The organism is Paenibacillus xanthanilyticus, assembly GCF_042682185.1.
GTDB lineage: Bacteria > Bacillota > Bacilli > Paenibacillales > Paenibacillaceae > Paenibacillus_Z > Paenibacillus_Z xanthanilyticus.
The window spans coordinates 2,876,395-2,901,134 of the sequence record NZ_JBHUHA010000002.1 but is presented as its reverse complement, the minus strand read 5'-3'; the positions used below and the strand labels follow the sequence as shown (position 1 = coordinate 2,901,134).

Here is a 24,740-nt window from a genome sequence, read left to right as displayed (position 1 = left end):
CCCGGCCAGGCTCGCTGGCATTCATGGTGAGGCGTGCTATTTCTTCTCTTCCGTGCTCTTCTCGGCATTCGTGGACGCGCCGCTATCGGTTGTCCCATTCGTGGCCGCGCCGTCTTCTTTGGTCGCGCCTTCGGTCGCGCCGCTATTCGTCGTCCCGCCGTCCGTCGTGCCTTCCGTCGGCGTCTGAGGCAGGTTCGTCTTCGTAATCAGCCCCGGCAGTTCCTTGGTCATGAAATCGTTCAGCGTTGCCGACGCGACCGATTGCTCGATCGACGACTTCTGCTCTGCGGTCAGCTTATCGAACGCCGTCGCTTCGCGCTTCTCGACTTTGATGACGTGGTAGCCGTACTGCGTGAGGACCGGCTCGCCGATCTTGCCGATCTCCTGCTTGTTGGCCGCATCCTTGAACTCGGTGACGTAACCGCCAACCGCGGCCGCGTCGTAGAGCCCCCCCTTGTCCTTGGAGCCCGGATCATCGGAGTATTCCTTCGCCAGCGCCGTCCAGTCGCCGCCCGCGTCCAGCTTCTTCTTCACTTCCTGCGCCCGCTTCAGCGCTTCCTCTTCCGTGCGGAGCTCTTCGCCCGTCGAACCGTCCGTCGTGCCGACAAGCACATGGCGCAGCGTCACGATGTTGTAATCGTCTTTGGTCTCGTCGTACTTCTTCTGCACCTGCTCGTCGGTCACTTTGTCCTGCTCGTTAGCCATGATCGACGTGATCAGCCCGTAGAAATATTTGATATCGGTCTCCGACAGCTTCGCGTCCTCTACCTGCTTCTTCAGGTCGGCGTTCGTCTTCTCGGCCTCCTTGAGCTGGTCGTAGAACTCGTTGGTCTTCGTTTCCGTTTCCTTCTTCGTCTCTTCCGTCTGCTCCGGCAGGCGGGTCTGGAGAATTTTGTAGCCCACGTATTCCTTCAGGAACTGCTCTTGCAGCTGCGGAATTTGCAGGTAGCTGGCGACGTCGGGATTGACGATTTTGAAGAACGCCGTGTACTTCGCATATTCCTCCTCGGTTACTTTGCCATCCTTATATTCAGCCACGATCTTGGTATCGGCGGCTCCCGGAACGGCGTTCGCGCCGCTTTCCTGCTCGTCTTTCTTACCGCAGCCTGCCGCAAGGGCAAGCGCGAGGACTGCCGTCATCGCAAGGAGCGTCCCCTTCTTCCAGTTAATGCGCAACATCTTGTAGTTCCCCTTTCGATTGAATGGTGTCCTTATACTGCGTCAAAAAGCGCTCCAGCAGCTCCATCCTCTGATCCATGGCAAGGCCTTTGCCCCGCAGCTGCACAAGGGGATTCGACTCGCCGTCGGGGTGACGGACGAACCGGTTCTCGAACGAGAAGCAGAGCAGGTCGACCTTCTTCTTGTCGAAACGCTGCTTTTCCCGCTCCGCGAATTTGAGGATGAGGTCGTCGCCCTTCTGGCTGACTTGCTCGACGCCGCATGCCGATCCGAGCGCCTTCACGCGCGCGACCGCCAGCAAATTGTCGACGGCCTGCGGCAAATCGCCGAAGCGGTCGATCAACTCTTCGCGCAAATCCTCGCCTTCCTCCGCGGAACGAACCGCTGCCACTTTTTTGTAAATCTCTATCTTCTGTATGCTATCGTAAATGTAAGCCGAGGGCAAGTACGCGTCGATGCTGATGTCGATCATCGTCACGATTTCCTTGACCGGCGCCGCCGCGCCGTCCATGCCGATCTTCCGCTTGGCGATTTCGTCGGCCAGCATCTGCGAATACAGGTCGAAGCCGACCGAGGCGATGAACCCGTGCTGCTCCGCGCCAAGCAGGTTGCCCGCTCCGCGAATCGCCAAGTCGCGCATCGCGATTTTGAATCCGGATCCCAGCTCCGTGAACTCCTTGATCGACTGCAGGCGCTTCTCGGCCACCTCGGTGAGCACCTTGTCCCGCTGATACGTGAAATACGCATACGCGATCCGGTTGGACCGGCCGACCCGCCCGCGCAGCTGATACAGCTGGGAGAGGCCCATTTTGTCCGCGTCGTGCACGATCAGCGTATTGACGTTCGGAATATCGACGCCGGTCTCGATGATGCTCGTGCTGACGAGCACGTCCGATTCGCCGTCCAAGAAGTCGAGAATCGTCTTCTCCAGCTCCTGCTCGGACATTTGGCCATGGGCGACCGCCACCTTCGCGTCCGGCACGAGCATGTTGATCTGCTCCGCCATCTGGTAGATCCCCTGCACCCGGTTGAACATGTAATACACCTGGCCGCCCCGCGCCAATTCCCGCTCGATCGATTCGCGGACGAGCGCCGGGCTGTACTCGACGACGTACGTCTGCACCGGGAACCGGTTCTCCGGCGGCGTCTCGATGACCGACAGATCGCGCACGCCGAGCATCGACATGTGCAGCGTCCGCGGAATCGGCGTCGCCGTCAGCGTCAGCACGTCGACGTTCGTCTTCAGCCGCTTCAGCTTCTCCTTATGCGACACGCCGAACCGCTGCTCCTCGTCGATGATGAGCAGGCCGAGATCCTTGAACGTAATATCCTGCGAGAGCAGCCGGTGCGTGCCGATGACGACGTCGACCGAACCGGCCTTGATGCCCTTCATCGTCTCGTTCTGCTCCTTGCGGGAGCGGAATCGGCTGAGCACCTGAATGTTGAACGGGAATTCGGAGAACCGCTCGCGGAACGTCTCGTAATGCTGCTGCGCCAAGATCGTCGTCGGCACGAGAATCGCCACCTGCTTGCCCTCGATCGCCGCCTTGAACGCCGCGCGCACGGCGACCTCCGTCTTGCCGTAGCCGACGTCGCCGCAGAGCAGCCGGTCCATCGGCCGCGGCGTCATCATGTCCTTCTTGATCTCTTCGATCGCCCGCAGCTGGTCGCGCGTCTCGTCGTACGGGAACATCTCTTCGAACTCCCGCTGATAGCTAGTGTCCTGTCCGAACGCGAAGCCTGTCGTGGCCTGCCGTTCGGCGTACAGCTTGATCAAATCGTCGGCGATGTCTTTCACCGACGATTGAACCTTGCTCTTCACGCGCGTCCATTCGTTGCCGCCCAGCTTGTAGACCTTCGGCTCCTTCTCCTCCGAGCCGACGTACTTCTGAATGAGGTCGATCTGCTCGATTGGAACCGACAGCTTGTCGCCGCCCGCGTACAAAATATGAATGTAGTCCTTATGAATGCCGGCAATCTCCAGCGTGCCAATGCCGACGTATTTGCCGATGCCGTGATTCTGATGGACGACGTAATCGCCCACTTTCAGCTCGGTATAGCTCTTGATCCGCTCGGCGTTGTCGACCTTCTTGTCGGTGCGGCGGACTTTGCGCTGCTTCTGCGAGAACATCTCGCCTTCGGTGATGACGACCAAGTGAATCGACGGCAGCTCGAAGCCCGCCTGCAGATTGCCTTCCACCATCGTCGGCGGCTCGATGTCGTAGTCCTGGAGCACGCGTCGCATGCGTTCCATCCGCTCCGCGTTGCCGGCCACCATGATGATGTTCGCGTTCCCCTTGCGCCACCGCTCCATCTCCGTCTTCAGCACGTTCATTTGGCCATGGAAATTCTGCATCGCCCGGCTGACCACGTTCACGATGTTATGCGGATGCGTATGCGGAATCTGCCGCAGGAACAGCGACATGAACAGCGTCGGGAACGGCCGCTGATAGAGGATCTCTTCCGACGGGCGCGCCAAAACGAAGCCCGGCAGCGATTTGCCGTTCGACAGCAAGTGCGTGGCCCATTCCGCCTCGTCCCGCTCCAGCTGGCGGCCGGTCTCTATCAATCTCGTCGGCTCGTCATAAATCAGCAGCGTGTCGCTCGGCATATAATCGAACAGCGTCTTGCGCTCTGGGTAGAGCAGCCCGACGTATTTGTACAGCTCGGTAAAATACTGATGCTCCCGCAGCTTCTCCAGCTCGCCGCCGATCTCGGCGCGCAGCCGGTCCTTGGCCGTGCGGTCGGTCATCTTCTGCAGCTGAGTCTCCAGCAGCTCGGAGGCGCGCTGCGCCGCCTGCTCCATGCGAGCGCCCTCGGCCAGCAGCTCCTGGCACGGCGGGATGACGTAGCTCTCCAGCTTCTCGATGGACCGCTGCTCCGACGGATCGAACGTACGGATGGAATCGACCTCGTCGTCGAACCATTCGATCCGGTACGGATGCGCCGAGGTGAGCGGATACAGATCGACGATACCGCCGCGCACGCTCATCTCGCCCTTGGTCTCGACCTTGTCGGTCCGGACGTAGCCGAGCTCCACCAACCGGTGTAAAAACGCTTCCATCGGAACCGTCTGGCCGACCCGAATCTCCACGCGCGCGGCCGCCATGACTTCCGGCAGCGGCAAATATCTTCTGGCCCCGGAGAACGGCACGACAACAACCCCGCGAAACCCTTGCGACAGACGGATTAGCGCATCCATCCGCTGGGCAAGCGTCTCGGGGCTGGAGATGGCGGCTTCGGCCGCGACCAGCTCATTGGCCGGATAGAGGAGCACCTCGCCCGGGGACAAGCATTCCGCCAGGTCCTCCGCGACTTTCTGAGCCGCGAACATATTGTGGGTCACGACGAGCAGCGGACGGTCCAGCTCGCGCGCGAGCGCCGCCAGCATCACCTGCCGCGAAGAGCCGGCCAATCCGGAGATCAGCTGCTCCTGCATCCCTTTTCTAACACCGGATAAGACCGATTGAAAATCGGCATCCGCGGCATACGCCGTCAATAATGGTTTCAACGCACTGGCACCCCGTTTCATTCCGCAAAAAAGGTTTTCTATATCGAAAACGCCGCTTACACGCTTTCGCACGTTAACGAACTAAACTTCCATTACGCGACGCGGTGGCGGGCACTTCGCCCGCAGCCCCGAAATCAGCCGTATGCGCCGCTTGCGCCAAGGAGAGCCGCCCGCCGGAAAGTTCACAAAAGGAGCCTCGGCCGTAAAGCCAAGACTCCCTTGCATTCTTCCCCGCGCATCGCGCGGCTCCTCTTGCTATTGCAGCGGGCTTGCGATCAGCGCAAGCTCCGGATTGGCCTCTAGCGCCTCCCGGCAGTAGTCGCATACCACTTTGACGGTAACGTCTCCGTTTGGGTTATACGCTATTATATCGCTGCGCTCTTCAGGGGTCAAGAAATGGAAACCGAGCTGCAACTCGGATACTTGGGCGCTGTCGATCGAGCCCATTTCGCTTTTGCAATGACGGCAGATGTAGTTCACAGCCATGTGTATGCCTCCCGAGGATAGGTTATACCCTCAGTATGCCCGCTTTGGCCGGAATCTAACGGTTGGCCTGCCGCCTCTTACCGGTTGTACTTCGCCATCGTCTTCTCGAAGGAGTTGGTGAGCGCGAATTCCAGCGCATCGCATGTTTCGACGACCATGCCGGCTAGCTTGTCGTGCTCGCTCTTCGGGAAATTGGACAACACGTAATCCGCGATGTTCTGTCCGGGATTCGGCCGGGAGATGCCCATTCGGACCCGGTCGAACGTTTGGGTGCCGGTATGTTGGATAATCGACTTGATGCCGTTGTGCCCGCCGGCGCTGCCCTGATAACGAAGACGGATTTTGCCGATCTCCGTATCCAGGTCGTCGTACACGACGATGAGGTCGGATAAACTCGCTTTGTAAAAGTCCATGTAAGCCCGGACGGTCTCGCCGGACAAATTCATATAGGTCATCGGCTTAATAAGCGCGACTTTAGTCCCGGCGATATTCCCCTCCCCCACGAGCGCCTTGAACTTGCTTTGGGTCACGCTAATGCCGTGCCGCCTGGCCATCTCGTCGATCGCCATGAAGCCGACGTTATGCCGCGTTCCCGCGTATTGGGTGCCCGGATTGCCGAGCCCTACGATCCATTTCATGCTGCTTCCCTCGCTTCTTAAACTTCGCGGGCCGATTGTCCGTTAGGACTTCCAGCCCAAAGGTGTAATCTTTTTGTAATCCACGCAACGATTTGCGCTTCTCGATTGTCTTCTAAGTATAGATAGAGCTTATGGTGCCCTGCAATCCAAAACAAGCGAAGGAGCGTCTTACACATGTATCAGAATGGACAACTGCTTCACAAGGATGATCAGTTTCAGGATCACTGCGACCATCAAGTTCCGATTCAGATTTATCACGGTCGTCAGCACAGCGACATTGGCTACGTGGAGAATTATTCGGAAGCGTTCGTCAAAGTCAATAATGTGTTCTACAACCGGAGGCAATTCACCTTCGTCTCCCGGCCGGGATATTAAAAATACCGCTATCGCCCTATAACGGGCTTCAACGCAAACAAGGGCTGCTCACGGCAGCCCTTGTTTTTCGTATGCGCGTAGAAATTGGGCGGCCGCGCCGCCCGATCCCATGTCTATGCTAAGCCGTTAGACGGAAGTATGTACGTCCTCCATGTTGGCCTCTTCCGCACGCTCCGCTGCTTCCTTCTGCTCCACTTCGGCCTCTGCCGCTTCTTCCGCGGACAGCTCCTTCTGCGGCGCCAGAATCGTCACGACGACCTGCGCCGGATCGACCTTCGTCGTTACGCCTTGCGGTAGCTGCAGGTCGACCACCAGCAGGTTCTCCCCGATTTGCAGCTGGGACACGTCGACTTCGATCGCGTCCGGAATGTTGTTCGGCAGGCAGTGAATCTCGAGCTCGTGTATCATCGCCTGCAGAATGCCGCCTTCGCGTACGCCCGCCGAATCGCCGGTCAGCTCGACGCGCACCTGCGTCCGTACTTCTTCGTTCATGTTGACTTGGTGAAAATCGATATGGATCACCGATCGCGAGATCGGGTCGCGCTGCACTTCGGTGAGCATCACCGGCTGTTTGCCCGCCGCGCCCACTTCCAGCTCGAGCAAGGCGTGCGGAGTCGTGCGCAGCAGCTGCTGCAATTCCTTTTCGTCCACCGCGATGCTTACCGGAGCCGACAGCTTTTTGCCGTAAACGACGCCTGGAACCGCACCCTTCTTCCGCAGCTGGTTGAGCTCGCCGCGCGTCTTCACCGATCTTTCCTGAGCTTTGAATGGAATCGCCATGCGCAAAACCTCCTATAGTGTATGCGTACAGTCACCGCAAGCTTGTACACGTGATTTCCATATATTCTTACCCCAATTGGACCCAAAATAACCATAAACGGCGAGTCGCCGCCCCGGATGGTCGCGCGCGCTAAACAAAAAAGCGAAGGATTACCGTCCATGGAGGGCGGTATTCCTTCGCAATAGGGTCGTATTCGTTGCAGCGGTTATGGAGCGCCGCAACGCCGTTTAGTTCTTCTTTGCGCTTTCCTTCTTCGCTTTGGCGCGGGCGCGGATTTTGTCCGCGTAGCCGGCCTTGTTCACTTGGCGCTCGCGCGCAATCGCCAAGTCGCCCGCCGGCACGTCATGCGTAACCGTCGACCCGGCCACGATGTAAGCACCGTCGCCGACTTTCACCGGCGCGATCAAGTTGACGTTGCTGCCGACGAAGGCGCCGTCGCCGATCTCGGTCAGCGACTTGTTGAAGCCGTCATAATTGACCGTAATGGCGCCGCAGCCGATATTGACGTCCTTGCCGACCTTGGCATCGCCGACATAGCTCAGATGGGATACTTTCGAACCGTCGCCCAACTCCGCATTCTTCAGTTCGACGAAATCGCCGATCTTGCAATCCTTGCCGACCTTGGAGCCCGGACGAATATAGGCGAACGGCCCGACGGACGTGCCTTCCCCGATCGAAGCTTCCGCGATGACCGAGTGCTTCACTTCCGCGCCGCTCGCTACGCTCGTATCCGTCAAATCCGCGCCCGGCCCGATGATGCAATCTTCTCCGATGACCGTCTTGCCGCGCAGCATACTGCCCGGATAGATCACGGTGTCGGAACCGATGACGACGTCTGCTTCAATATATGTCGCAGCCGGATCGATAATCGTGACCCCGCCGATCTGATGCGCCCGTACGATCCGCGCGCGCATCAGCTGCTCCGCCTCCGCGAGCCCGACGCGGTCGTTCACGCCGACGCCTTCCGCGAAGTCCGGCGCAACGTACGCTTCCACTGTCTCTCCAGCCTTGCGAAGAATCTCAAGCACGTCGGTCAAGTAGTATTCGCCCTGGGCGTTCTCGTTCGTCACGAGCTTGAGCGCCTCGAACAGCTTCTTGTTATCGAAGCAGTACATGCCGGTATTGATCTCCGTAATCGCCGCCTGCTCCGGCGTGCAGTCCTTCTGCTCGACGATGCGCTGTACGCGTCCGTCTTCGCCGCGCACGATGCGCCCGAGCCCCTGCGGATTCGGGACGACCGCGGTCAGGACAGTAGCTGCCGCTCCGCGCTCCGTATGCAAGCCAAGCAGCGATTGAATCGTGCCGCTCGTCACGAGGGGCGTATCGCCGTACAGAATGACGGTCGTGCCTTCTTCGCTGCCGAGCAGCGTCTCCGCTTGGCGAACGGCATGGCCCGTCCCCAGCTGCTTCTCCTGCAGCACGAATTCCGCGCCGTCGCCCACATAGGCTTGCACGGCCTCCGCGCCGTGCCCGACGACCACCACCGTACGCTCGCAAGCGGCTTCCTTCACCGTTTGCAGCACGTGGCCGACCATGGGCTTGCCGCATACCGGGTGCAGCACTTTATACAATTTAGATTTCATCCGCTTGCCCTGACCTGCTGCAAGCACGATTGCCATCACTTTCATGAACGTAATCCCTCCTGAGAATCCTAGAACCTTTGCGCATTCTATATTACATGCGGCTTGCCGCAACATGTGCTCTTCTGAGCATAGCTCATATCCTCCCAAAAGAAAAGAGAGCCGGCGATCGGCTCTCTTCTCCCGCGATAGAATGCGCGGGGGCGCTCCATGCGCCCGGCATTCAGACGCAAATCTGCAGGCAAAGATCCCTTCCGAAGCGGACGGTTGTCCCATGCTGCATGAAACCCCTCTTACATCACTTACGCTCCTTCTTCAATCACTTCTTCTTCCGTCGCAGCGCGCTCGTATTCGGCAAGCACGGCCGCTTGAATTTTCTCACGGGTCGTCGAAGAGATTGGATGCGCGATATCGCGGAATTCTCCATCCGGAGTCCGCTTGCTCGGCATTGCCACGAACATACCATTGTTCCCGTCGATCACGCGGATATCGTGAACAACAAATTCATTGTCAATGGTGATGGATGCGATGGCTTTCATGCGACCTTCGGAATTCACACGGCGGAGTCTGACATCGGTAATTTGCACTTGTGTTCACCACCTTTGCCTTTCAAAGACTTGCTGTATATTTCCACATGGCCTTTCAAAATCCTTCATGATTTTGGAAATTTAACGCTAACTTTAAAAATATTTTTTCTATTCAAAACTTTTTCGCTACTATTCGACGTTGATCGATGCAATGAGCTCGATTTCGACAAGTACGTCCTTCGGCAGGCGCGCCACCTCTACCGTGGAACGGGCCGGTTTGTGGTCGCCAAAGTAGGATGCGTAGATGGCGTTCACCGCCGCGAACTGGTTCATATCCTTCATGAATACGGTCGCTTTGGCCACGTCCTGGAACGTCGCGCCCGCTTCCGACAGCACCGCCTCGAGGTTGCGGAACACTTGATGCGTCTGTTCCTCGATGCCGCCTTCTACCAATTCGCCGGCTGCGTTCAGCGGGATTTGTCCGGACGTAAAAAGAAGATTGCCTAATTTAATCGCTTGCGAGTAGGGCCCGATCGCCGCCGGCGCCTTGTCCGTTGCGATGGATTGCGGTTGCTGTTTCATGTAAGATTTGCCTCCAATCAATTGTAAGTAATCCTGTTGAGATTACACCACATTCTTACGAGGAATGCAAAGGGTCGACCTTGCAAAAAAAAGAGAGGCTCCCCCCTCGAGGGAATCCTCTCTTTGTCATGCCAGGTGCCTATAGGCTGCCGCGTCGTCTTCGAATCCACCAGAAGAGGACGGCCGCCGCGATCATTACAATCGCGATCCCGCCAATCATGAGCAAGCGGTCCGCGACCGTTTTGTTCGCGGTCGTCAGCAGCTCGGACGCACTTGACGATTGATCCGCCGCCTGCTGGGAAACGAGGAACGGATGGACTTCCTTGCGCTCGTCAATGACCGCAAGACGCCCGGCAATCTTGGCGTTGGTCGCCGGTGCCACCATCGCCGCGTTCACCAGCCCGATCGCTCCTTCATCGGTTGCCGCCACCATGACCATGGCGCGATCCTCGTTCAGAGGCGACTGGCATAATTGAAGCCATGCCGCGCGCTCCCGAATGCTCCCGAGCAATTCTACCTGCGCCGCTGTCGGAGTCAGTTGGCCATCCTTGATCGTCACCGCCCCTTCCGGGCAGGCAAGCAGCTTTTGTGGCAGTTTATCCGCCGAGCCGACGACCAACAGCTGCTTGTCCGCAGCCGCTTGCTCCCAAGCGCTGCCGTCCAAGGCCAAGACTTGCAAGCCCAGACCGCTGGTTTCGTTCCGGCCGATCATGCCCATGAACGTCGCTAGCGCGCTCAATTCGCTGGCCGAAGCGTCCTTGGGCACTAGAATCGCCGATTCGCTCCAATCGCCCTTTGTCGCAAGCGGCGACGGCAGATTTTGAAGTTCAGTCGTGTTGCGCTTCTTATACACGTACGAAAGCGAGGAACTGCTGTCGATGACCGCCCAGTTGCCGATATGCGACGAGCTGGCCGAACAGGCAGCTTCCGACACGTTGGCGCTAAACTGGAAGCCGACGTCGATATCGATCGACCGCTGGCTCGTGAAGAGATCCTTGGACAATTCCAGATTCAAGACGCCCGCTTCGCTTGATTCCGCGCTGAGAAACTTGCTGGCCACGGGAATCCCGTTCACTTTTACCGCGATCATGGATTGCGCGAAGTTAAGGGCTTTCGAGTGCTTGTATTTGAGATTCAGCTTCACGCCCGATTTCAATTCCCACTCGCTCGGAATCGGATAGGAGATCCGCGCGGCCCCCACCATCAAACTCTCCACGGTCAAGTTCCCATAGCCCATATCGGCAAAGGTCACCTGCTGCGTTTTGCTGGACGTTTCGGCATTGGCCGACTGATCCAACGATGTGATGGTTTCCGGAATGCTCACCGACTTGCCATACAACTGTCCGATTAACGTCTCGTCCGTCAGCATCGTCACGGCATTCGCCATGGCGCTTTCATCGGCCATGATGAACAGGTTTGTGATGTCGCTGTTCGCCGGAGAGGCGACGAGCGCGATCCGATTGGCCTCGGCGCCATTCGGCTGTTCTTTGCGAAGCTGCGCCAACACTTGGGCGCCGCTCTGCGTCCACTCCTGCGCGGCTCCGATCCAAATGAGCGGCTGCTCGCCGAGCAGCTTGTTGGAAACGTCGGATTCCCGGTATACGTCCATATCCAGGTTAATCGCCGCTACGGTCGAGGCGAAATATTGCGACAGGCGCGTCAATGCGGTCAAATCGGCGTTCGACGCGGTATCCGGGAGCACGAATGCGGCGTTTAACGGCTTCGTGCTGCCTTTCTCCAGGAACGGGCTCGGATAGTAGGACAAATCAGGCGAGGCGTAGCTTGACGTCGTATTGAGATGAATGATGCTATCGCTGGAGATGCGCATCCAGTTGGCGGTATTGTCCTGATCGGTGCACAGATCATTCGTCACCTCCATGTGCGTCACGATGGAGAGCTTATGGAACCCGGGATCGAACGGGAAGGACGAGATGTCCATGCGCCATTTGGCGCCCTCGCGGTTCTTCTCGTTCAAGAACACGCTTCCGAGCGGCACGTCATCGAGCAGAATGGTCAATGTGGAACGGCTGGCGATTAACGTTTGCGAATGGCCATAGATCAACTCGATATATGAACCCGGCAGTAGTTTGCGGCTCTTGCCGATTTCGAAATAATAATCCTCCCGGTTGCTTACGCCCTGCAGCACGCGGTCATCGGCGAACAAGACAATGTTGTTCACATCCGCCTTGATCTTCTTCGCCGCCATCTCCGCTATGGCCTCGGGCGTGGCCGCGTAAGGCTGTTTGGTCGTCTCGACCGTTTGGACCGTCGCTGCCGACAATCCAGCCCCCATGGTGGATTCGCTCGTGGCAGCCGCTTGCGCGGTCCATGGTATGCTCATGGCCAGCACCAACAGACTGCCCATACTTGATAGTAACTTCTTCATGATGCTCCTCCTAAGCTTGGAACCGCTGGGTTTTGTCCCATACGACTTCCTGCCGCTTAATAACCGATTTAATGTGTAGGATAAAGGCCCGGACAACGAGAATCAGCCAAAGCTGCGAATAGGAAAGATACATCAGCATCGTGATTAATACGTTTCGGAAGGTCAACTCGGTCTTCTCGATGCCAAGCGTAATCATGAGCTCGACGATGAACAGCACGTAGGCCAGCATCCATACCAACAAGAACGGCCCCGGCAGCGTCACCTTCATCCAGCCCAGCAACCCGGCGACGAACAAGAAGTGCGACGTGGCCACACCGGCAAGAAACAAAAAGTAGGTGGCGAAGAAGTAGACCAGGTCGAACAGCATCTTTTTGCGCTTGAGCTTAAAGATCTGGCTGAAATACTTGATGATGACGTACTGGTTGCCTCGCGCCCACCGGGTTCGCTGCTTGAACCAGACCTTCCACGTTTCCGGTTCTTGCTCCCACGTAATCGCCGTCGGGAAAAAGCGAATGTAGTATCCCTCTTCGTACACGCGTATGCTCAGCTCCGTGTCTTCGGCCAGCGCCTTCTCGTCCCATCCGCCAACCTGATCGAGCACGCTGCGCCGGATCAAGAAGTTCGTGCCGGGGATCGTGCTGATGCCGAACCAGTAGAACCGCCCTGCCTGCGCCATCCACTGAAAGCTGATCGTCTCGATGTTGATGAACCGGGTAAGCAGCGTTTTCCTCGCGTTAATGACTCGAAACTTGCCGACGACGGCCCCGATCTTCGGATCGCCCAAAATACCGTGAACCAAGTTCTTCAGCGCGGCTTGCTCCGGAGTGTTGTCCGCATCGTATACGGCAATAAACTCCCCGCGCGCGATCTTAAGCGCCCGGTTGAGCGCATGGGACTTTCCCTTGCCGCCATCGGGCGGAAACGTATGCAGCGCTTTAATGAACGGATAGCGGGCCGAGAAACGCTCGACGATCTCCCCGGTCCGGTCGGACGAATTATCGTTGATGACGATAACCTCCAGATTTTCTTTGGGGTAATCCAGGTGCGCCATCGCCCGCAGCGTATTCTCGATGACGATCTCTTCATTGTGGGCCGGAATTAAAATACTCACGACCGGCCAGGTGTCCCGCGTCTTATATTCCAGGTGGGCCTTTGTACGCTCCAGTTTCATGGAATACAGGTAGCCTCCGAGCGTCAAGAACATGTGATACAGCAGCATGAGCCAGATCGACCCCAGCGAGATGAAAAACAGCACGTTTGCGATCATTCGCCATTCTCCTCTCCGAACAAACGATATCTTCGATTTCGCCGCAGTCTCCAAATAAACCAGATGAACGCGGCCACGAAAGCCATAACCACGATCGCGATCCCCCACGTGATGGCAAAGGATGCGTAATTCATCCAGACGGATCTCTTCTCCCAGCGGGACAACGTATCGAGTTTGACGCGATCCGTCACTTCCGCCTCCAAGCCGTCTTCATCGGTAGCGATCGCGACGAAATCGGTCTTCACGGCGTTCGTCTCGCTCTTCAGATCGAGGAATGCCAATCCCATTGGTTCCAAGCCCGTAACGAGCTCCTTCAATTTGCTTATCGGAACATAGGGGTGAAAGAACGCCCCGACCACGCTATCCCGGACGATCGTCAGCTTATCCGCTTCTTCGAGCATCCCGGCAATGTCGCCCGGCGCATTCACCACGTACCCGATCGTCTCCGGGACGACGGCCAAACCATTGTAATCCGTGATCAGCCTGTACGGACTTTGCTGCGCAACCATATTGGTTTCATCGGACAGCTGCATAGAGGCGACCAGCGTCGAGAAATAACGACGGGCAATTTGATACCCTTTCTGCGACATCGCGTAATGCGGCGGCTCGAAAGCAACCGGGTACAGCTGGTTGGCAACCATGCGCGCAATGCCTTTTTCTAACTTGGCGGCCGTATACGGCTCTTCGTTCTCGATGGGCTTGTCCGTCTCGCTGTCCCAGAACTCGAATCCCTCGCCGGTCTCTCCGCTGCGGTACCGGTGCTCATAACCGTGCATGATCAAACTGGCGCCATGGTCGACCATGTACCGAAGCGCCTGCGTAAAGTCAGGCTTATCCTCGAACGATACCTTGGTGCCGTTCGCCCTATCGTCGAATACCGGGATAACCGCCACCATGAACGGAATGTCCCGGCTGTACAAATAATCAGCAATCTGGCGCAGCTTATCCGGATCCGTCAGCGGGTGCACATCCTCGATCCGAATAAACGCCGACCGCGTCTCGTGCGAATGGGCTGCGCCAAAAAACGCATGCAGCCAGTCGGCGAACACTTTGCCCATCACGTCGTCCAACTGCATGCTCAGATAGAACCACTGGCGTCCTTCGCGCAAGGCGAGCGGGTACGCTTGCAGGCCGTCCGAGACCGTGGCAAACACCCGCTGCGGCACCTCGTTCGATTTGGGGTACACGACCGTGTACCGCTGCGGCCAGGATTGACCGCCATAGGAGACCGAAATGGCGTTAATTCGACGGTCGGATTCCGAAGCCCCCACCCATAGGACATCGGCCTGATTGCCCGCAAGCGACTTGACGGCGGATTCGAGCGCCCGGTCCGGGGTGTTCTGAACCACAATGACATAGCGATACGAACCTAGATCCTTGCTCCCCAGCTCTTCCGCCGTGACCAGTCTGCGATTGACCGCAAAGTGGCCGGCCAGATTATAGACCTTCTTGGCTTCGATCTGGAGCTCTGGCGATGCCGCGACGATCAGGCAGTCGGGCCATGGTTGCTCTTGGCCGCGTGCGACCGATGCGGGAAGGAGCGCCGCAAACAGCAAGCCGGCGAAGAATGCTGCCCAACGTTTAGCTAACATAGAGATAGAGCTCTTGCTTGGCCTTGTCATACAAAGCCTGCGCATTCGTTTCATGATCCGGGCAACCGGCAAATCCGAATTTGAGACGCACTTTGACGTTCACTTCGCGGTTCAAACGCGTTAGCGAGATCGTATCGAACTTCTCGAGAATCCGCTGCTGCACGACCTCGAGCGTCTGAACGGGCGTCTCCGGCAGGATCGCGCTGAATACGCCTTCTCCGAGATAAGCCTTCTTGTCCACATCCCGCATGACTTCTTCGAGCTGCTCGGCCACTTTGCGCAGCATCGCGTCAGACTGCCTCACGCCATACTCTTGCCGAAGTTCTTTAAAGTGCGCCAGTTCGATCATCACCAGCGTCAGTTGACGGCCATACCGGACGCTGCGGGACACCTCTTCCTCCAGCGCAAGCTTGAAATTGCGGCCATTGGTGAATCCCGTGACATCGTCGATCATGACGTGATTGTCGTAATTTTCTTCGTAGTGCGCGAACTGTTTCAACGTACTCCGTATTTCTTTGCCGGCAAGACCGGCCGCGATGGCGCCCATCGGGAAGACAACCACCCAGACCACGTCGTTCAAGACGATCTCCGGAATCGTCCGGGCAATGAACATCTGATATAAAATGTAGCTGCCATAACCCATGACGATGAAAATGGAAGCCATCATCGCCGGCAGCAGACTGAACAGAAAGCCGAACAGGAATAGCACCACAAGCCCCATATACCACACGTAATTGAGCGGGTACGTGGTCAGCGTGAAGGCCATATATAACGACACTAGCACGAACAGCAAAAACAAACTAAACAACACCGCGTACAAACGGTCGGCTCTTTTCACGACGTACCCCCTTAATCGATTAAAAGCGCTTGAAGATTATCGAACGAGTAGCTGGACCGGTCATCCAACGAAACATATCCGCCGACATAAGGCGAAGACGAGTCGTGGACGGCAAAAGCGCGCATCCGCGTCTTGAACTTCTCGGTCAGCGCCGTTTCTTTGCCGGTTAGCTCCAGCAATTGAACCCCGAGCGCGTAGACGGCCGGCGACTCGTTGGAATTCACGACGGTGCCGTTGGCCATGTAGACCGAATACAAACGCTGATCCCGCTGCCACTTTTTCTTCAGCCAGTTGACGGTCGCCTCCGCATCGCCGCCCGCTTCCGCCCAGTGAACCGCGCTGATGAGCACGTCGATCAGGTTGAATCCTGCGGTCGGTTTTTGCCAGGTGCGGCTGGGGATATCGTAGGTTTTCAAAAACAGGCCATTCGCTTGAAGCGACTCCCCAAGCAGCTTCTGCGATGCCGCGGCGATCGGTTTCCACTTCGGGTTCAAGCCGGCAAGCAGGTTCAGCGTATAGACATCCAAATAGCTGGCCGTAATGGTGCTTGCGATATATCCATCCCTCGCATCATAATAATCGGCCAGCCAGGATTGCGACCGCCCGGCCCGGTATAGCTGATCCGACAGCTTGATGGCCAGCTGCCGGTCCCCATCCCTGCCGAATTGCTCAGCGCCCTCCAGAAGGGCGCGAATAATGCGCAAATCGTCAATCGAGGCATTCACCGTGATGCGGCGCTTGTGTTCGTCGTCCGTCATCCAGCGGATGAGCATACTATCGGCGACCAGTTCATTCTCCAGAAAGAAAAGCTGGTTGAGGTAAATATCTTGCCGCTTCCGGCTAACCGCATAATCCAACAACAAACCCGTCGACTCCGAGAGCTTGTCATGGTTTCTGGCCGTGTCGGGGAGCGGCGGCAGATCATCCCTTAAATTGGTGTAGACCCCTCCGTCGTAAGGATCAACCAGGTGGCGGTAAATGAAGGTAAGGAGTTGGCCGTCCTTCGCAGCGGTCACCTTCACCTCGGGCGCTCTTGCTCCCGCATTCAATTCCAGCCAAGTCCCTCCCGCAATGACGACTGCCACTATAGCGGCGATCAAAGCGATTGTTTTTTTGCTTGCGAATTTAAACATTTGGAATTTCTCCTAATTATTAGTGCATAAGAACTAATTATTACATATCTAAATTATACGGGATCAACGTTAGATAACTACTAGTAAATTTGGCTAAATTATTAGATGGAGGTTAGACTTCGCACATTCTTTTTACATATCCAAACAAAAAAAGGAGAGCGCGTTATTCCAACGCGTTCTCCTTCGTCCATTTGCCCTTAACGATCTATTGATCGCCTGTCTTTGCACCTTCGAAAAAATTGCCCAGCACGATCGTCGTCTGCTTCGTTTTCATGTCCACCGCCGCCAGCTTGGCGAGCGAGACGTAGTCCTCGAACAGACGCTCCTCGTTCTCTAGTTCGCCCGACTCGACGAATACGCCGACGCCCGCGACCTGCGCGTTAAACTCGTGCAGCAGATCCATCATGCCTTGTATCGTGCCGCCGGCTTTCATGAAGTCGTCGATGATCAGCACGCGGGATTGCTCCTTCAGCGCGCGTCTGGCGAGCGACATCGTCTGGATCCGCTTGTTCGACCCGGACACATAGTTAATGCTTACCGCGGAACCTTCCGTTACCTTGTTGTCGCGCCGGACGATGACGACCGGCAGATTCATGGACGCCGCCGTCGCGTACGCGAGCGGGATGCCTTTCGTCTCCACGGTCATGATGACGTCGATTTCCTTCGACGCGAAAGCCGTTGCGAACATCCGCCCGATATCGGCGAGCAAGCCTGGCTGTCCCAGCATGTCGGTCATATACAGATAGCCGCCCGGCAGCACCCGTTCTGGCTGCTCGAGTTGTCCGCAGACGCGTTCCATGATCTTACGCGCTTCCTCAACCTGCATCTTCGGTGTATACTTTACGCCGCCCGCCGCGCCCGCTAGCGTGTGCAATTCCCCTAAGCCCTCTTCCTCAAACACCTCTTTGATGATGGCGAGGTCTTCGCTGATCGAGGACTTGGCGGATTGGTAGCGGTCGGCGAAGGCTGTCAGCGAAATTAACGTATGGGGGCGATTCAGCAAATATTGCGTCATCTCTACAAGCCGTGCACTTCGTTTTAATTTCTTCATGGCGATTCACCCCTGGCTAAATCCGAATAATATAAAGACAATATATCATTTTTATACGGATTTAATCAAGGTATACGTCTGGTTCATGTCAGCATTCATGTTAGCATTCTTACCACGTACACTTCTTTGCAAAATCCGCGCAGTCCATTATAGATTCGCGATACCTTCGCTTCCTTGCTGACCAAACCGAATACGGTCGGTCCGCTGCCCGACATCAGCACGCCGTCAGCGCCCAGCCGCTCCATGCTCTCCTTGACCTGCATCACTTCCGGATACAGCCCCAGCGTTACGCTCTCCAACACGTTGCCAAGCCGGTCGCAGATGTCCGCGAACGAGCCGCGTTCGATGGCGTCCAGCATGCCCGCCGTCGAAGGATGCTCCTTCAGCTCTGCCGCCCGCAGTCGCCCGTACACGTCGGCCGTGGATACGTTGATCGGCGGCTTCGCCAGCACGACCCAGCATTGCGGCGGGTTCGATATGCGTTCCAGCTTCTCTCCCCGCCCGGTAGCGAGCGCCGTGCCGCCGGTCACGCAGAACGGCACGTCCGAGCCCAGCTCGGCTCCGAGCGTGCAGAGCTCCTCCGTGGAGATGCCAAGTCCCCACAGCCGGTTCAATCCGCGCAGCGTGGCCGCCGCATCGCTGCTACCGCCCGCCAGGCCTGCCGCCACCGGAATTTTTTTATCCAAGTGGATATACACGCCTTTGCGGACATCGTACCGCTCCTTGATCAACTGCGCAGCCTGAAACGCCAAGTTCTTCTCGTCCAGCGGAATATAGCCTGCCTGGCTGGAGATGACGATGCTGTCTCTGGGCATCTCCTCCATCGTCAGGCGATCGGCTAGATCGACCATGGTCATGACCATTTCGACCTCATGGAAGCCGTCTTCGCGCTTACGCAGCACGTCGAGCAGCAGATTGATTTTCGCCGGAGCTTTCTCATAAATTTTCATTCGTCGTCGTCACCCGCTCATTCCCATTTCACTCCGCGCTCCTATCGCGCGAATAACCATTTATCCCTATTTTAACAAAAGGGCATAAGAAAAGCTAAGACGCCGCTCCCGCTTCTTGCGCTTTGCCGCCAAATGGCGTTAAGGCGCGGTTTCCACATGCGGGTGTTTGGCTTCTTAGCTGGTTGTTTCGCGCTTTTCGAGACTCGTGTTAGTTGCGGTATGAAGGCTGGTCGGCGCCGGGCCGTTGCATGGCCCCGAACGGTATATATCCTGTCGCTGTCTCGTCCTGGCCACGTTGGGAACGTGCAATATACGGGCTTTGCTGCGTAAAGGCTTGCTGTGGCTGCGGATTCGGATGGACCGGCTGCGAATAACCGCCTATCGTCGATCCGCCTCCGTATGAGGACGAGTTTGCATAGACGGGCTGCTCTTGCGTCGGCATTCCCTGGCTTGGCTGGGTCGCATATGCCGGCGTCTGGCGCTGCTGCTGTTGGGTATACCGTTGGACGACGGCGTCGGCTCTCTCGGCCGCCCTAGCGTCTTCATACTGCTTCGCGGCGGCCTGCTCGGCCAGCTGAATGGCCCGCTTCACCATATTGCCCGCATCTTTGGCGCGTATGCCGCCCCAGCCCTCTTTTTGGACGGTTTCGTAAAAGCCCAGGTCCTTCGCCAACTCGTACTTCAGCTGCTCGCTCATTGTGCTTCTGCGTCTGCGGCTCATCTGCGTTGTCCTCCTTTATGCCTCTTTACGCTCTAGTTTGTGCTGCGCGCGTTTGCCTATGCAGCGGCGCGCCGCCGTTTTTATCCAGCGCAAAAAGAACGCGAGCTGCTTCGCGCCGCCTGAGCCCCGGACATCCGCTTGGGATGCATGCCGTTGTTCAAGCCGCGTGAAGCATTCGCGTTCTGCCTGTCGTGCTATGTGGAAGGTGAGTTTATTGCAAATAGGATATGCGAATCTGGCCGTCGTCGCTGTCCACGGTTACTTCCACCGATTCGGTCAAAATATCCGCGTAGCTGTAGGACACGCGCTTAAAGGTGTGAGCCTCCTGATCCAGCTTCACAATGAATACAGAAGGGTAGATCTCTTCCAACACACCGGTACGTTCGATGGTCTTTCGCCGACCACCGTTAGCTCGAAGCCGAATCTTGGCGCCCACATGGGCTTCCAGACTGCGTTTGATTTCCAACAGCGCATTTTTTGCCATTGTCCACTACCACCTCTTTCCTTGTCCATTATAGCGCGAGTGAGGTGGTTTGTCAAAAATTTATATTATAACAGTAGGTAAATTCACCTGTCAATAATTTTTTTGTGGTTTTTTCCGATTTCGTGTATATTCCGATAACCTTGCGGCATATTAAACAGTTGGTTTTACGCCGGACAGCGTTTTGGGCTTCGGCAGCCCTACGCGGTATTTGCCGATCGTCTCGATTCCGCCTACGCCGTCAAAGCCGCTGATCGTCCCCTGAATCACATCCGGCAGGTTGATCGTTTCTTTAATGGGCGTAAAACTCGACTTGATCGCAATATAAACGGGATCTAAGGCGTGGATGAGCACCCGGCCCGGCGAACTGGCGAAATTCGCGCCGGCATACAGGAGCGCCTCGAAATGGGACTGGCACGCTCCCGCTACGACAATCAGCCCATCGCGGCTCTTCTCGTAGTCCCGGGCAATGCGGACGGCATTGACGAAATTTTGCGAGTTTTTGTAGCTGGCCAGGCTGTAAAGATCATTCGTCGTCCGGTTCTTCAGCACCCCATCATGGCCCGTTATCACGACAATATCCGGGCGAAACTGCGGCAGCAGCCGGCTGACCGTCTCCGCCATCTGCGACTCGTGAACGTAGACGCCATGCGCCGGTACCCGCATTTGCGAGTAGAGCTGCATGCTCTTCTTCAAGTAATTCGCATCTCCATCCAAATGGAGCACCTTGCCCGGCATTTCGAAGAACGGATGTTTCGTATCCGTTAACGTCCGCCGCTGCTCCTCTTCCCCTTTCATCGCCTGCTGCATTCGCTGCTCCTGCATGCGCTGGAGCGACTCGTACTCCTTTACACGCGCCATCCTGGCCGCACCGCTATGCTCCGGGTTGGGTACGACCGCCAGGTCGTCGACAGGCGAATCGGCCAGCAGCCGGTAGTCCGTGCCTTTTAGCATAGCCGACTGTTGCTGCAACGATGCAATGCGAAATAGGACGTCCCCGCCATACGATTTGCGGACGACCAGGTCCCCTTGCTTCATGGGCATATCACCTCTTCGTCTATCGTATGGGAGGGGGGGGCGTTTGGTGCCCCTGCCAGGGGCCTATTTCGAGGGCGGCTGCCCTCGGACTCCCGGCTGATTTTGGGGCTCTGCCCCCTGCACCCCGTTTGTTGGCTGCGCCCCCGGATCTAGAGAATCGCTCCCCCAACCCCCTCCGCCGAGGGGACTCCAAGGGCTGCCGCCCTCTGGACACCCGCTTTTTTCGTGCTATCCTGACTGACTGTGGACGGCGGGTTCTTTCGTGCGGAGCACGCTTTTGTCCTGACGGACAAAGCTTTCGGTCCTGCTCGCTTCTCCTCCAGCTCCGCAGCTCGGAATGCCAAAAAACCGTGCCTGTTCGGCACGGTTACCTGCTATTGCGATCGTTTAAAACCCCGCGGCAATCAACGCCCGGCTTAACGCGGCGAACTCCTCCAGCGAGAGCGTCTCGCCCCGACGGGACGGATCAATGTCGATAGCGGCCAGAATAGGCCCTAGCTGCTCGCGGTTGGCTTTGCCGACATAAGCGGTCAGGTTATTGGCGAGCGTCTTGCGGCGCTGCGCGAAGCAGGCTTGGACGGTGCGGAAGAAATGCGCTTCGTCTTCCACCTGGACCGGCGGCTGCTTGCGTACGGCAAGCTTGATGACGGCGGAGTCGACGTTCGGCTGCGGGATGAATACGGTATGCGGCACGATGCAGACGAGCTCCGCTTCGCAGTAATACTGCACCGCCACGCTGAGACTGCCGTACTCTTTGCCGCCCGGCTTGGCCGCCATCCGCTCGGCGACCTCCTTCTGGATCATAACGACGATGTTCTCGAGCGGCAGCTTCTCCTCGAGCAGCTTCATGAGAATCGGCGTGGTGACGTAGTACGGCAAATTAGCCACGACGCTGACGCCGCTCAATCCGTCGAACTGGCGTGCCATGAGCTCGCTTAAGTTCAGCTTCAGCACGTCGCCATGCTCGATGTGGACATTATCCGCATCCGCGAAAATATCGCCTAAGATCGGGATCAGCCGGTCGTCGATCTCGATGGCCGTCACGCGCGCCGCCTCGTTGGCGAGATGCTGCGTGAGCGCGCCAATGCCCGGGCCGATCTCAAGCGCCCCTTTGGTCTTGTCGAGACCGGCGGCGGAGACGATCTTGCGCAAAATATTTTGATCGATCAGGAAGTTCTGTCCCAGACTCTTCTTGAACGAGAAGCCGTACTTCTGGATGATGTCCTTCGTCCGCTTCGGTGTCGCCACCTCGATGTTGGTTGTCATTGGCCGCTTCCTCCGGTTTCTTGATCCATCTGCGCCAGCGCTCGGTCGAATTCCTCCCGCGTGATGCGGAACATCGTGCAGCGCTTGAAGAACTGCTTGCCGTTGGCATAGCCGATGCCGAGCAAGTTGCCCATGCGCAGTCTGCGGTCCGCCGCAGCCGGGTGCACGAGCAGACCGGCCCGCATCAGGTCATCCCACGTAATTTGAGCCTCGTCTGCTTGTCCTTCGATCGCTTCCGTGCGAACGCTCGCTAGCGCGCGGCGAATCGCCTCCGGCTTCGCGTTCTCCACGCCGATATCGCCCTTGTACAGCGCCTCCTCCTGTGGAAGGAAGGCATGCTTGCAGCCCGGGACCCGCTGCGCGACGATTTTGCGTATGCGCTCCCCGGCATGATCCGGATCGGTGAAAATGATGACGCCCCGCCGTTCATGTGCGAGCGCCACCCGCTTCAGCACCGCTTCGCCGATTGCGGATCCGCCGGTCTCGATGGTCTCGGCCTCGACGGCCCGCTTGATCGCAACGGTGTCGTCTTTGCCTTCGACGACGATGATTTCTTTGATCATGGACTACCCTGACATCCCTTCCGGACAAACGTACAAAAAGAAGAGGCGAGGCCTCTTCTTATCATGGCATAATTGCTTTAGTTTGACGATAAATTGTAACTACGACCACCTGCGGCGCGCTAGATCGCCTCGGGCTTTTTGGGACCCAGCACGTACACGGTGTAGCCCTTCTTGCGACCGAATTTCTCCGCATAGTCTTCACTATCGTAGTAAACGTCGATCTTGTTGCCTTTGATGGCACTGCCGGTATCCTCCGCGCGGCGGAATCCGATGCCTTCGATGTACACCCACCATCCGATCGGAATGACCTTCGGGTCGACCGCGATCGTGCGGCCTTCCGTGACGCGGGAGCCGGATCTCGTGATGCCGTACCCCGGATCGGATTCGGTTTTGCCCGTAGACGCCAGACCTGCCGTATATGCGGTGAGCGTCACATTCTTCAGCGTCTTCTTCGCCTGGAACGACACCCCGCCCTTCGTCAGCGTGACCACGGGTTTCTTCGTGCCGACCGCCACGATTTGGTTGACCGCATCGCTTTGAGTCGACTTGGAGACGAAGGTATGCGAGACAAGCTTGCCGTCCGCGAATACCTTCTCGTATTTCTTCACGACAATGCCGGCCTTACCCGCCTGAATGGTCTTCTTCTTCCCTTCAAGCAGCGTCGGATCGGTCTTGGTAACAGTAGTGAATGGCACTTCATACTTGTTTTGCATCACATGCTTGTCGATCCGAACGACCGTTACGGTCATGTTCGGTTCGATGGCCGCGTCTTTCGACGGCAGCACCTTGTCTTCACTGCGAATCGATATGTTAGCTTGATCGATCGCCGCCTGTACCGTTCTTTCTGTCGTGTACACCGTTCTTACATTGCCGTCAGCCTTCACGGTTAAGGGAACCGCTTGCTCGATGACCACCCGATCACCGTCTTTTACGCCCGCATTCAAAGGCAACGACACCTTATCATACGGCCCCACCGTAATGGCTTGTTCATCCAGTAGGCGTTGCAGGACCCATTGTTTGGTTTCCACAATGTTTTCTTGTCCATTCAACACTACGGAGACGCGCTTGTCAGCCGTTCCGTACAACAACACCAGAAACATGAAAGTCATAGCGATTGAGATCATAGCGCTTAGAACAATTAAACGCACGTTCTCATGCTTCCATCGCAATGCGAAAGACATGCTGGATGATCGTTTCCCATGGGTGTCCTTAACTTGGATTATGCCCACTTCTTCGGTCCTCCTTACATAGCCCCGCCGCCCTGTTACGCATGAAATAGATTTAGACGCGTCGACTATTAGATTTAGCGCGCATGAAGCCCGCTTCTTCCAATTACTCCCTCATACCTCCTCCATGAATCACACTATGTCGCCACAATTCGCAATATTCAAAATAAAAAGAAGCCGACGACAGAAGATCTGCTTCGTGGCTTCCTGTGGGACACGGGTAGCATGGAATGGATGCACGAGTTGATCTCTCTTATGACGCTTGCGAGGTTAGCTGTCGGATTCGGGCGAGAGAGTCGCCCTATTCGGCTGTCAGCGCTACTTAGGCGCGCCGCAGCTGAAATTCACCCCTAGAAGAATTCAACGCGACTTGCGTGCTCGCATATGCCCCGGCACAAGTCCTCATTTGGTTCCCCCGCTCTCCGTTTCCGGAGATTAAGCGTTATTGGAAATGGAATACATCTTGAAAGCCCTGAGATGAATGATACCGTCTTTTGCTCCAGATTGTAAAGATGAGATAAAGGACGATTTTACCGAATTTAAAGGAAAATGTCTCGAAAAAACCGCAA

Annotated in this window: 21 protein-coding genes, 1 pseudogene and 1 riboswitch; of the genes and pseudogenes, 1 reads left to right on the top strand and 21 read right to left on the bottom strand. The window is 56.9% G+C overall.

Translation table 11 applies throughout. From position 1 onward, the window contains the following. Positions 1-36 precede the first annotated feature (36 nt). The 4 genes from ACFSKT_RS30225 to pth form a co-directional block, all read right to left on the bottom strand. Positions 37-1,179, bottom strand: coding sequence for a peptidylprolyl isomerase (locus ACFSKT_RS30225; RefSeq protein WP_377717420.1), 1,143 nt, complete (start codon positions 1,177-1,179; stop codon positions 37-39). Beyond that, the gene (gene mfd, locus ACFSKT_RS30220) at positions 1,166-4,690 is read right to left on the bottom strand and encodes a transcription-repair coupling factor (RefSeq protein WP_377717421.1); all 3,525 of its coding nucleotides are present in this window, start codon (positions 4,688-4,690) and stop codon (positions 1,166-1,168) included. Before mfd ends, ACFSKT_RS30225 begins: the two co-directional genes overlap by 14 nt. Before the next feature lie 255 nt (positions 4,691-4,945). Next, positions 4,946-5,176, bottom strand: coding sequence for an anti-sigma-F factor Fin (locus tag ACFSKT_RS30215; protein WP_377717422.1), 231 nt, complete (start codon positions 5,174-5,176; stop codon positions 4,946-4,948). Between the two features lie 77 nt (positions 5,177-5,253). Then, a complete protein-coding gene (gene pth / locus ACFSKT_RS30210) occupies positions 5,254-5,814 on the bottom strand; it encodes an aminoacyl-tRNA hydrolase (RefSeq protein ID WP_148933548.1) in 561 nt (186 codons plus the stop codon). A 174-nt stretch (positions 5,815-5,988) separates the two neighbouring features. On the opposite strand from pth, the gene ACFSKT_RS30205 reads away from it, so the two are divergent. Beyond that, on the top strand, positions 5,989-6,189 hold the full coding sequence (locus tag ACFSKT_RS30205) for a hypothetical protein (protein WP_377717423.1): 201 nt from the start codon (positions 5,989-5,991) through the stop codon (positions 6,187-6,189). Between the two features lie 126 nt (positions 6,190-6,315). Here the strand turns inward: ACFSKT_RS30205 and ACFSKT_RS30200 are convergent, their stop codons facing one another. The 17 genes and pseudogenes from ACFSKT_RS30200 to ACFSKT_RS30120 all read right to left on the bottom strand — a co-directional run bounded on the left by ACFSKT_RS30200 (position 6,316) and on the right by ACFSKT_RS30120 (position 24,045). Beyond that, positions 6,316-6,969: a 50S ribosomal protein L25/general stress protein Ctc gene (locus ACFSKT_RS30200; protein ID WP_377717424.1), complete on the bottom strand. Its 654-nt coding sequence runs from the start codon at positions 6,967-6,969 to the stop codon at positions 6,316-6,318. Between the two features lie 228 nt (positions 6,970-7,197). Next, positions 7,198-8,598 (bottom strand): bifunctional UDP-N-acetylglucosamine diphosphorylase/glucosamine-1-phosphate N-acetyltransferase GlmU, encoded by a 1,401-nt coding sequence (gene glmU, locus ACFSKT_RS30195; protein WP_377717425.1) that lies wholly within the window; start codon positions 8,596-8,598, stop codon positions 7,198-7,200. Positions 8,599-8,852: 254 nt separating this feature from the next. Continuing rightward, entirely contained in the window at positions 8,853-9,137 is a 285-nt protein-coding gene (gene spoVG / locus ACFSKT_RS30190) for a septation regulator SpoVG (RefSeq protein WP_018759486.1), read from the bottom strand. Between the two features lie 129 nt (positions 9,138-9,266). Next, positions 9,267-9,659 carry a RidA family protein gene (locus ACFSKT_RS30185; RefSeq protein ID WP_377717427.1) on the bottom strand — a complete coding sequence of 131 codons (393 nt, stop codon included), beginning with the start codon at positions 9,657-9,659 and terminating at the stop codon, positions 9,267-9,269. Between the two features lie 139 nt (positions 9,660-9,798). Next, positions 9,799-12,045 (bottom strand): cellulose biosynthesis cyclic di-GMP-binding regulatory protein BcsB, encoded by a 2,247-nt coding sequence (locus ACFSKT_RS30180; protein ID WP_377717429.1) that lies wholly within the window; start codon positions 12,043-12,045, stop codon positions 9,799-9,801. A 10-nt stretch (positions 12,046-12,055) separates the two neighbouring features. Then, positions 12,056-13,309, bottom strand: a complete 1,254-nt coding sequence (locus tag ACFSKT_RS30175; RefSeq protein WP_377717457.1) for a glycosyltransferase family 2 protein — start codon at positions 13,307-13,309, stop codon at positions 12,056-12,058. Next, on the bottom strand, positions 13,309-14,904 hold the full coding sequence (locus ACFSKT_RS30170; RefSeq protein WP_377717430.1) for a DUF2334 domain-containing protein: 1,596 nt from the start codon (positions 14,902-14,904) through the stop codon (positions 13,309-13,311). The genes ACFSKT_RS30175 and ACFSKT_RS30170 overlap by 1 nt, the downstream gene beginning before the upstream one ends. Next, a complete protein-coding gene (locus tag ACFSKT_RS30165) occupies positions 14,894-15,742 on the bottom strand; it encodes a GGDEF domain-containing protein (protein ID WP_377717432.1) in 849 nt (282 codons plus the stop codon). The genes ACFSKT_RS30170 and ACFSKT_RS30165 overlap by 11 nt, the downstream gene beginning before the upstream one ends. Before the next feature lie 11 nt (positions 15,743-15,753). Next, positions 15,754-16,875, bottom strand: a complete 1,122-nt coding sequence (locus ACFSKT_RS30160) for a hypothetical protein (RefSeq protein WP_377717433.1) — start codon at positions 16,873-16,875, stop codon at positions 15,754-15,756. Between the two features lie 205 nt (positions 16,876-17,080). Next, a complete protein-coding gene (gene purR, locus ACFSKT_RS30155; protein ID WP_377717434.1) occupies positions 17,081-17,926 on the bottom strand; it encodes a pur operon repressor in 846 nt (281 codons plus the stop codon). Positions 17,927-18,021: 95 nt separating this feature from the next. After that, positions 18,022-18,876, bottom strand: coding sequence for a 4-(cytidine 5'-diphospho)-2-C-methyl-D-erythritol kinase (gene ispE / locus ACFSKT_RS30150; RefSeq protein WP_377717436.1), 855 nt, complete (start codon positions 18,874-18,876; stop codon positions 18,022-18,024). Between the two features lie 547 nt (positions 18,877-19,423). Further along, a pseudogene (locus ACFSKT_RS30145) lies at positions 19,424-19,597 on the bottom strand (small, acid-soluble spore protein, alpha/beta type); the annotation flags it as partial. Between the two features lie 211 nt (positions 19,598-19,808). Then, the gene (gene veg, locus ACFSKT_RS30140; RefSeq protein ID WP_377717437.1) at positions 19,809-20,081 is read right to left on the bottom strand and encodes a biofilm formation stimulator Veg; all 273 of its coding nucleotides are present in this window, start codon (positions 20,079-20,081) and stop codon (positions 19,809-19,811) included. Positions 20,082-20,231: 150 nt separating this feature from the next. After that, the gene (gene yabG, locus ACFSKT_RS30135) at positions 20,232-21,116 is read right to left on the bottom strand and encodes a sporulation peptidase YabG (RefSeq protein WP_377717438.1); all 885 of its coding nucleotides are present in this window, start codon (positions 21,114-21,116) and stop codon (positions 20,232-20,234) included. 387 nt (positions 21,117-21,503) lie between these two features. Further along, positions 21,504-22,382, bottom strand: a complete 879-nt coding sequence (gene rsmA, locus ACFSKT_RS30130; RefSeq protein ID WP_377717440.1) for a 16S rRNA (adenine(1518)-N(6)/adenine(1519)-N(6))-dimethyltransferase RsmA — start codon at positions 22,380-22,382, stop codon at positions 21,504-21,506. Next, the gene (rnmV, locus tag ACFSKT_RS30125) at positions 22,379-22,945 is read right to left on the bottom strand and encodes a ribonuclease M5 (protein WP_377717441.1); all 567 of its coding nucleotides are present in this window, start codon (positions 22,943-22,945) and stop codon (positions 22,379-22,381) included. The genes rsmA and rnmV overlap by 4 nt, the downstream gene beginning before the upstream one ends. Before the next feature lie 119 nt (positions 22,946-23,064). Next, entirely contained in the window at positions 23,065-24,045 is a 981-nt protein-coding gene (locus ACFSKT_RS30120) for a G5 domain-containing protein (RefSeq protein ID WP_377776389.1), read from the bottom strand. Between the two features lie 369 nt (positions 24,046-24,414). Next, a riboswitch (cyclic di-AMP (ydaO/yuaA leader) is annotated at positions 24,415-24,623 on the bottom strand. Positions 24,624-24,740 lie beyond the last annotated feature (117 nt).

What these genes read in the sequence shown, in the direction of transcription:
- ACFSKT_RS30225 (WP_377717420.1), bottom strand. Translation starts at nt 1,179, where the DNA reads ATGTTGCGCATTAACTGGAAGAAGGGGACGCTCCTTGCGATGACGGCA.
- ACFSKT_RS30215 (WP_377717422.1), bottom strand. Translation starts at nt 5,176, where the DNA reads ATGGCTGTGAACTACATCTGCCGTCATTGCAAAAGCGAAATGGGCTCG.
- pth (WP_148933548.1), bottom strand. Translation starts at nt 5,814, where the DNA reads ATGAAATGGATCGTAGGGCTCGGCAATCCGGGCACCCAATACGCGGGA.
- ACFSKT_RS30205 (WP_377717423.1), top strand. Translation starts at nt 5,989, where the DNA reads ATGTATCAGAATGGACAACTGCTTCACAAGGATGATCAGTTTCAGGAT.
- ACFSKT_RS30200 (WP_377717424.1), bottom strand. Translation starts at nt 6,969, where the DNA reads ATGGCGATTCCATTCAAAGCTCAGGAAAGATCGGTGAAGACGCGCGGC.
- glmU (WP_377717425.1), bottom strand. Translation starts at nt 8,598, where the DNA reads ATGAAAGTGATGGCAATCGTGCTTGCAGCAGGTCAGGGCAAGCGGATG.
- ACFSKT_RS30185 (WP_377717427.1), bottom strand. Translation starts at nt 9,659, where the DNA reads ATGAAACAGCAACCGCAATCCATCGCAACGGACAAGGCGCCGGCGGCG.
- ACFSKT_RS30180 (WP_377717429.1), bottom strand. Translation starts at nt 12,045, where the DNA reads ATGAAGAAGTTACTATCAAGTATGGGCAGTCTGTTGGTGCTGGCCATG.
- ACFSKT_RS30170 (WP_377717430.1), bottom strand. Translation starts at nt 14,904, where the DNA reads ATGTTAGCTAAACGTTGGGCAGCATTCTTCGCCGGCTTGCTGTTTGCG.
- ACFSKT_RS30160 (WP_377717433.1), bottom strand. Translation starts at nt 16,875, where the DNA reads ATGTTTAAATTCGCAAGCAAAAAAACAATCGCTTTGATCGCCGCTATA.
- purR (WP_377717434.1), bottom strand. Translation starts at nt 17,926, where the DNA reads ATGAAGAAATTAAAACGAAGTGCACGGCTTGTAGAGATGACGCAATAT.
- ispE (WP_377717436.1), bottom strand. Translation starts at nt 18,876, where the DNA reads ATGAAAATTTATGAGAAAGCTCCGGCGAAAATCAATCTGCTGCTCGAC.
- veg (WP_377717437.1), bottom strand. Translation starts at nt 20,081, where the DNA reads ATGGCAAAAAATGCGCTGTTGGAAATCAAACGCAGTCTGGAAGCCCAT.
- yabG (WP_377717438.1), bottom strand. Translation starts at nt 21,116, where the DNA reads ATGAAGCAAGGGGACCTGGTCGTCCGCAAATCGTATGGCGGGGACGTC.
- rsmA (WP_377717440.1), bottom strand. Translation starts at nt 22,382, where the DNA reads ATGACAACCAACATCGAGGTGGCGACACCGAAGCGGACGAAGGACATC.
- rnmV (WP_377717441.1), bottom strand. Translation starts at nt 22,945, where the DNA reads ATGATCAAAGAAATCATCGTCGTCGAAGGCAAAGACGACACCGTTGCG.
- ACFSKT_RS30120 (WP_377776389.1), bottom strand. Translation starts at nt 24,045, where the DNA reads ATGTTTCTGGTGTTGTTGTACGGAACGGCTGACAAGCGCGTCTCCGTA.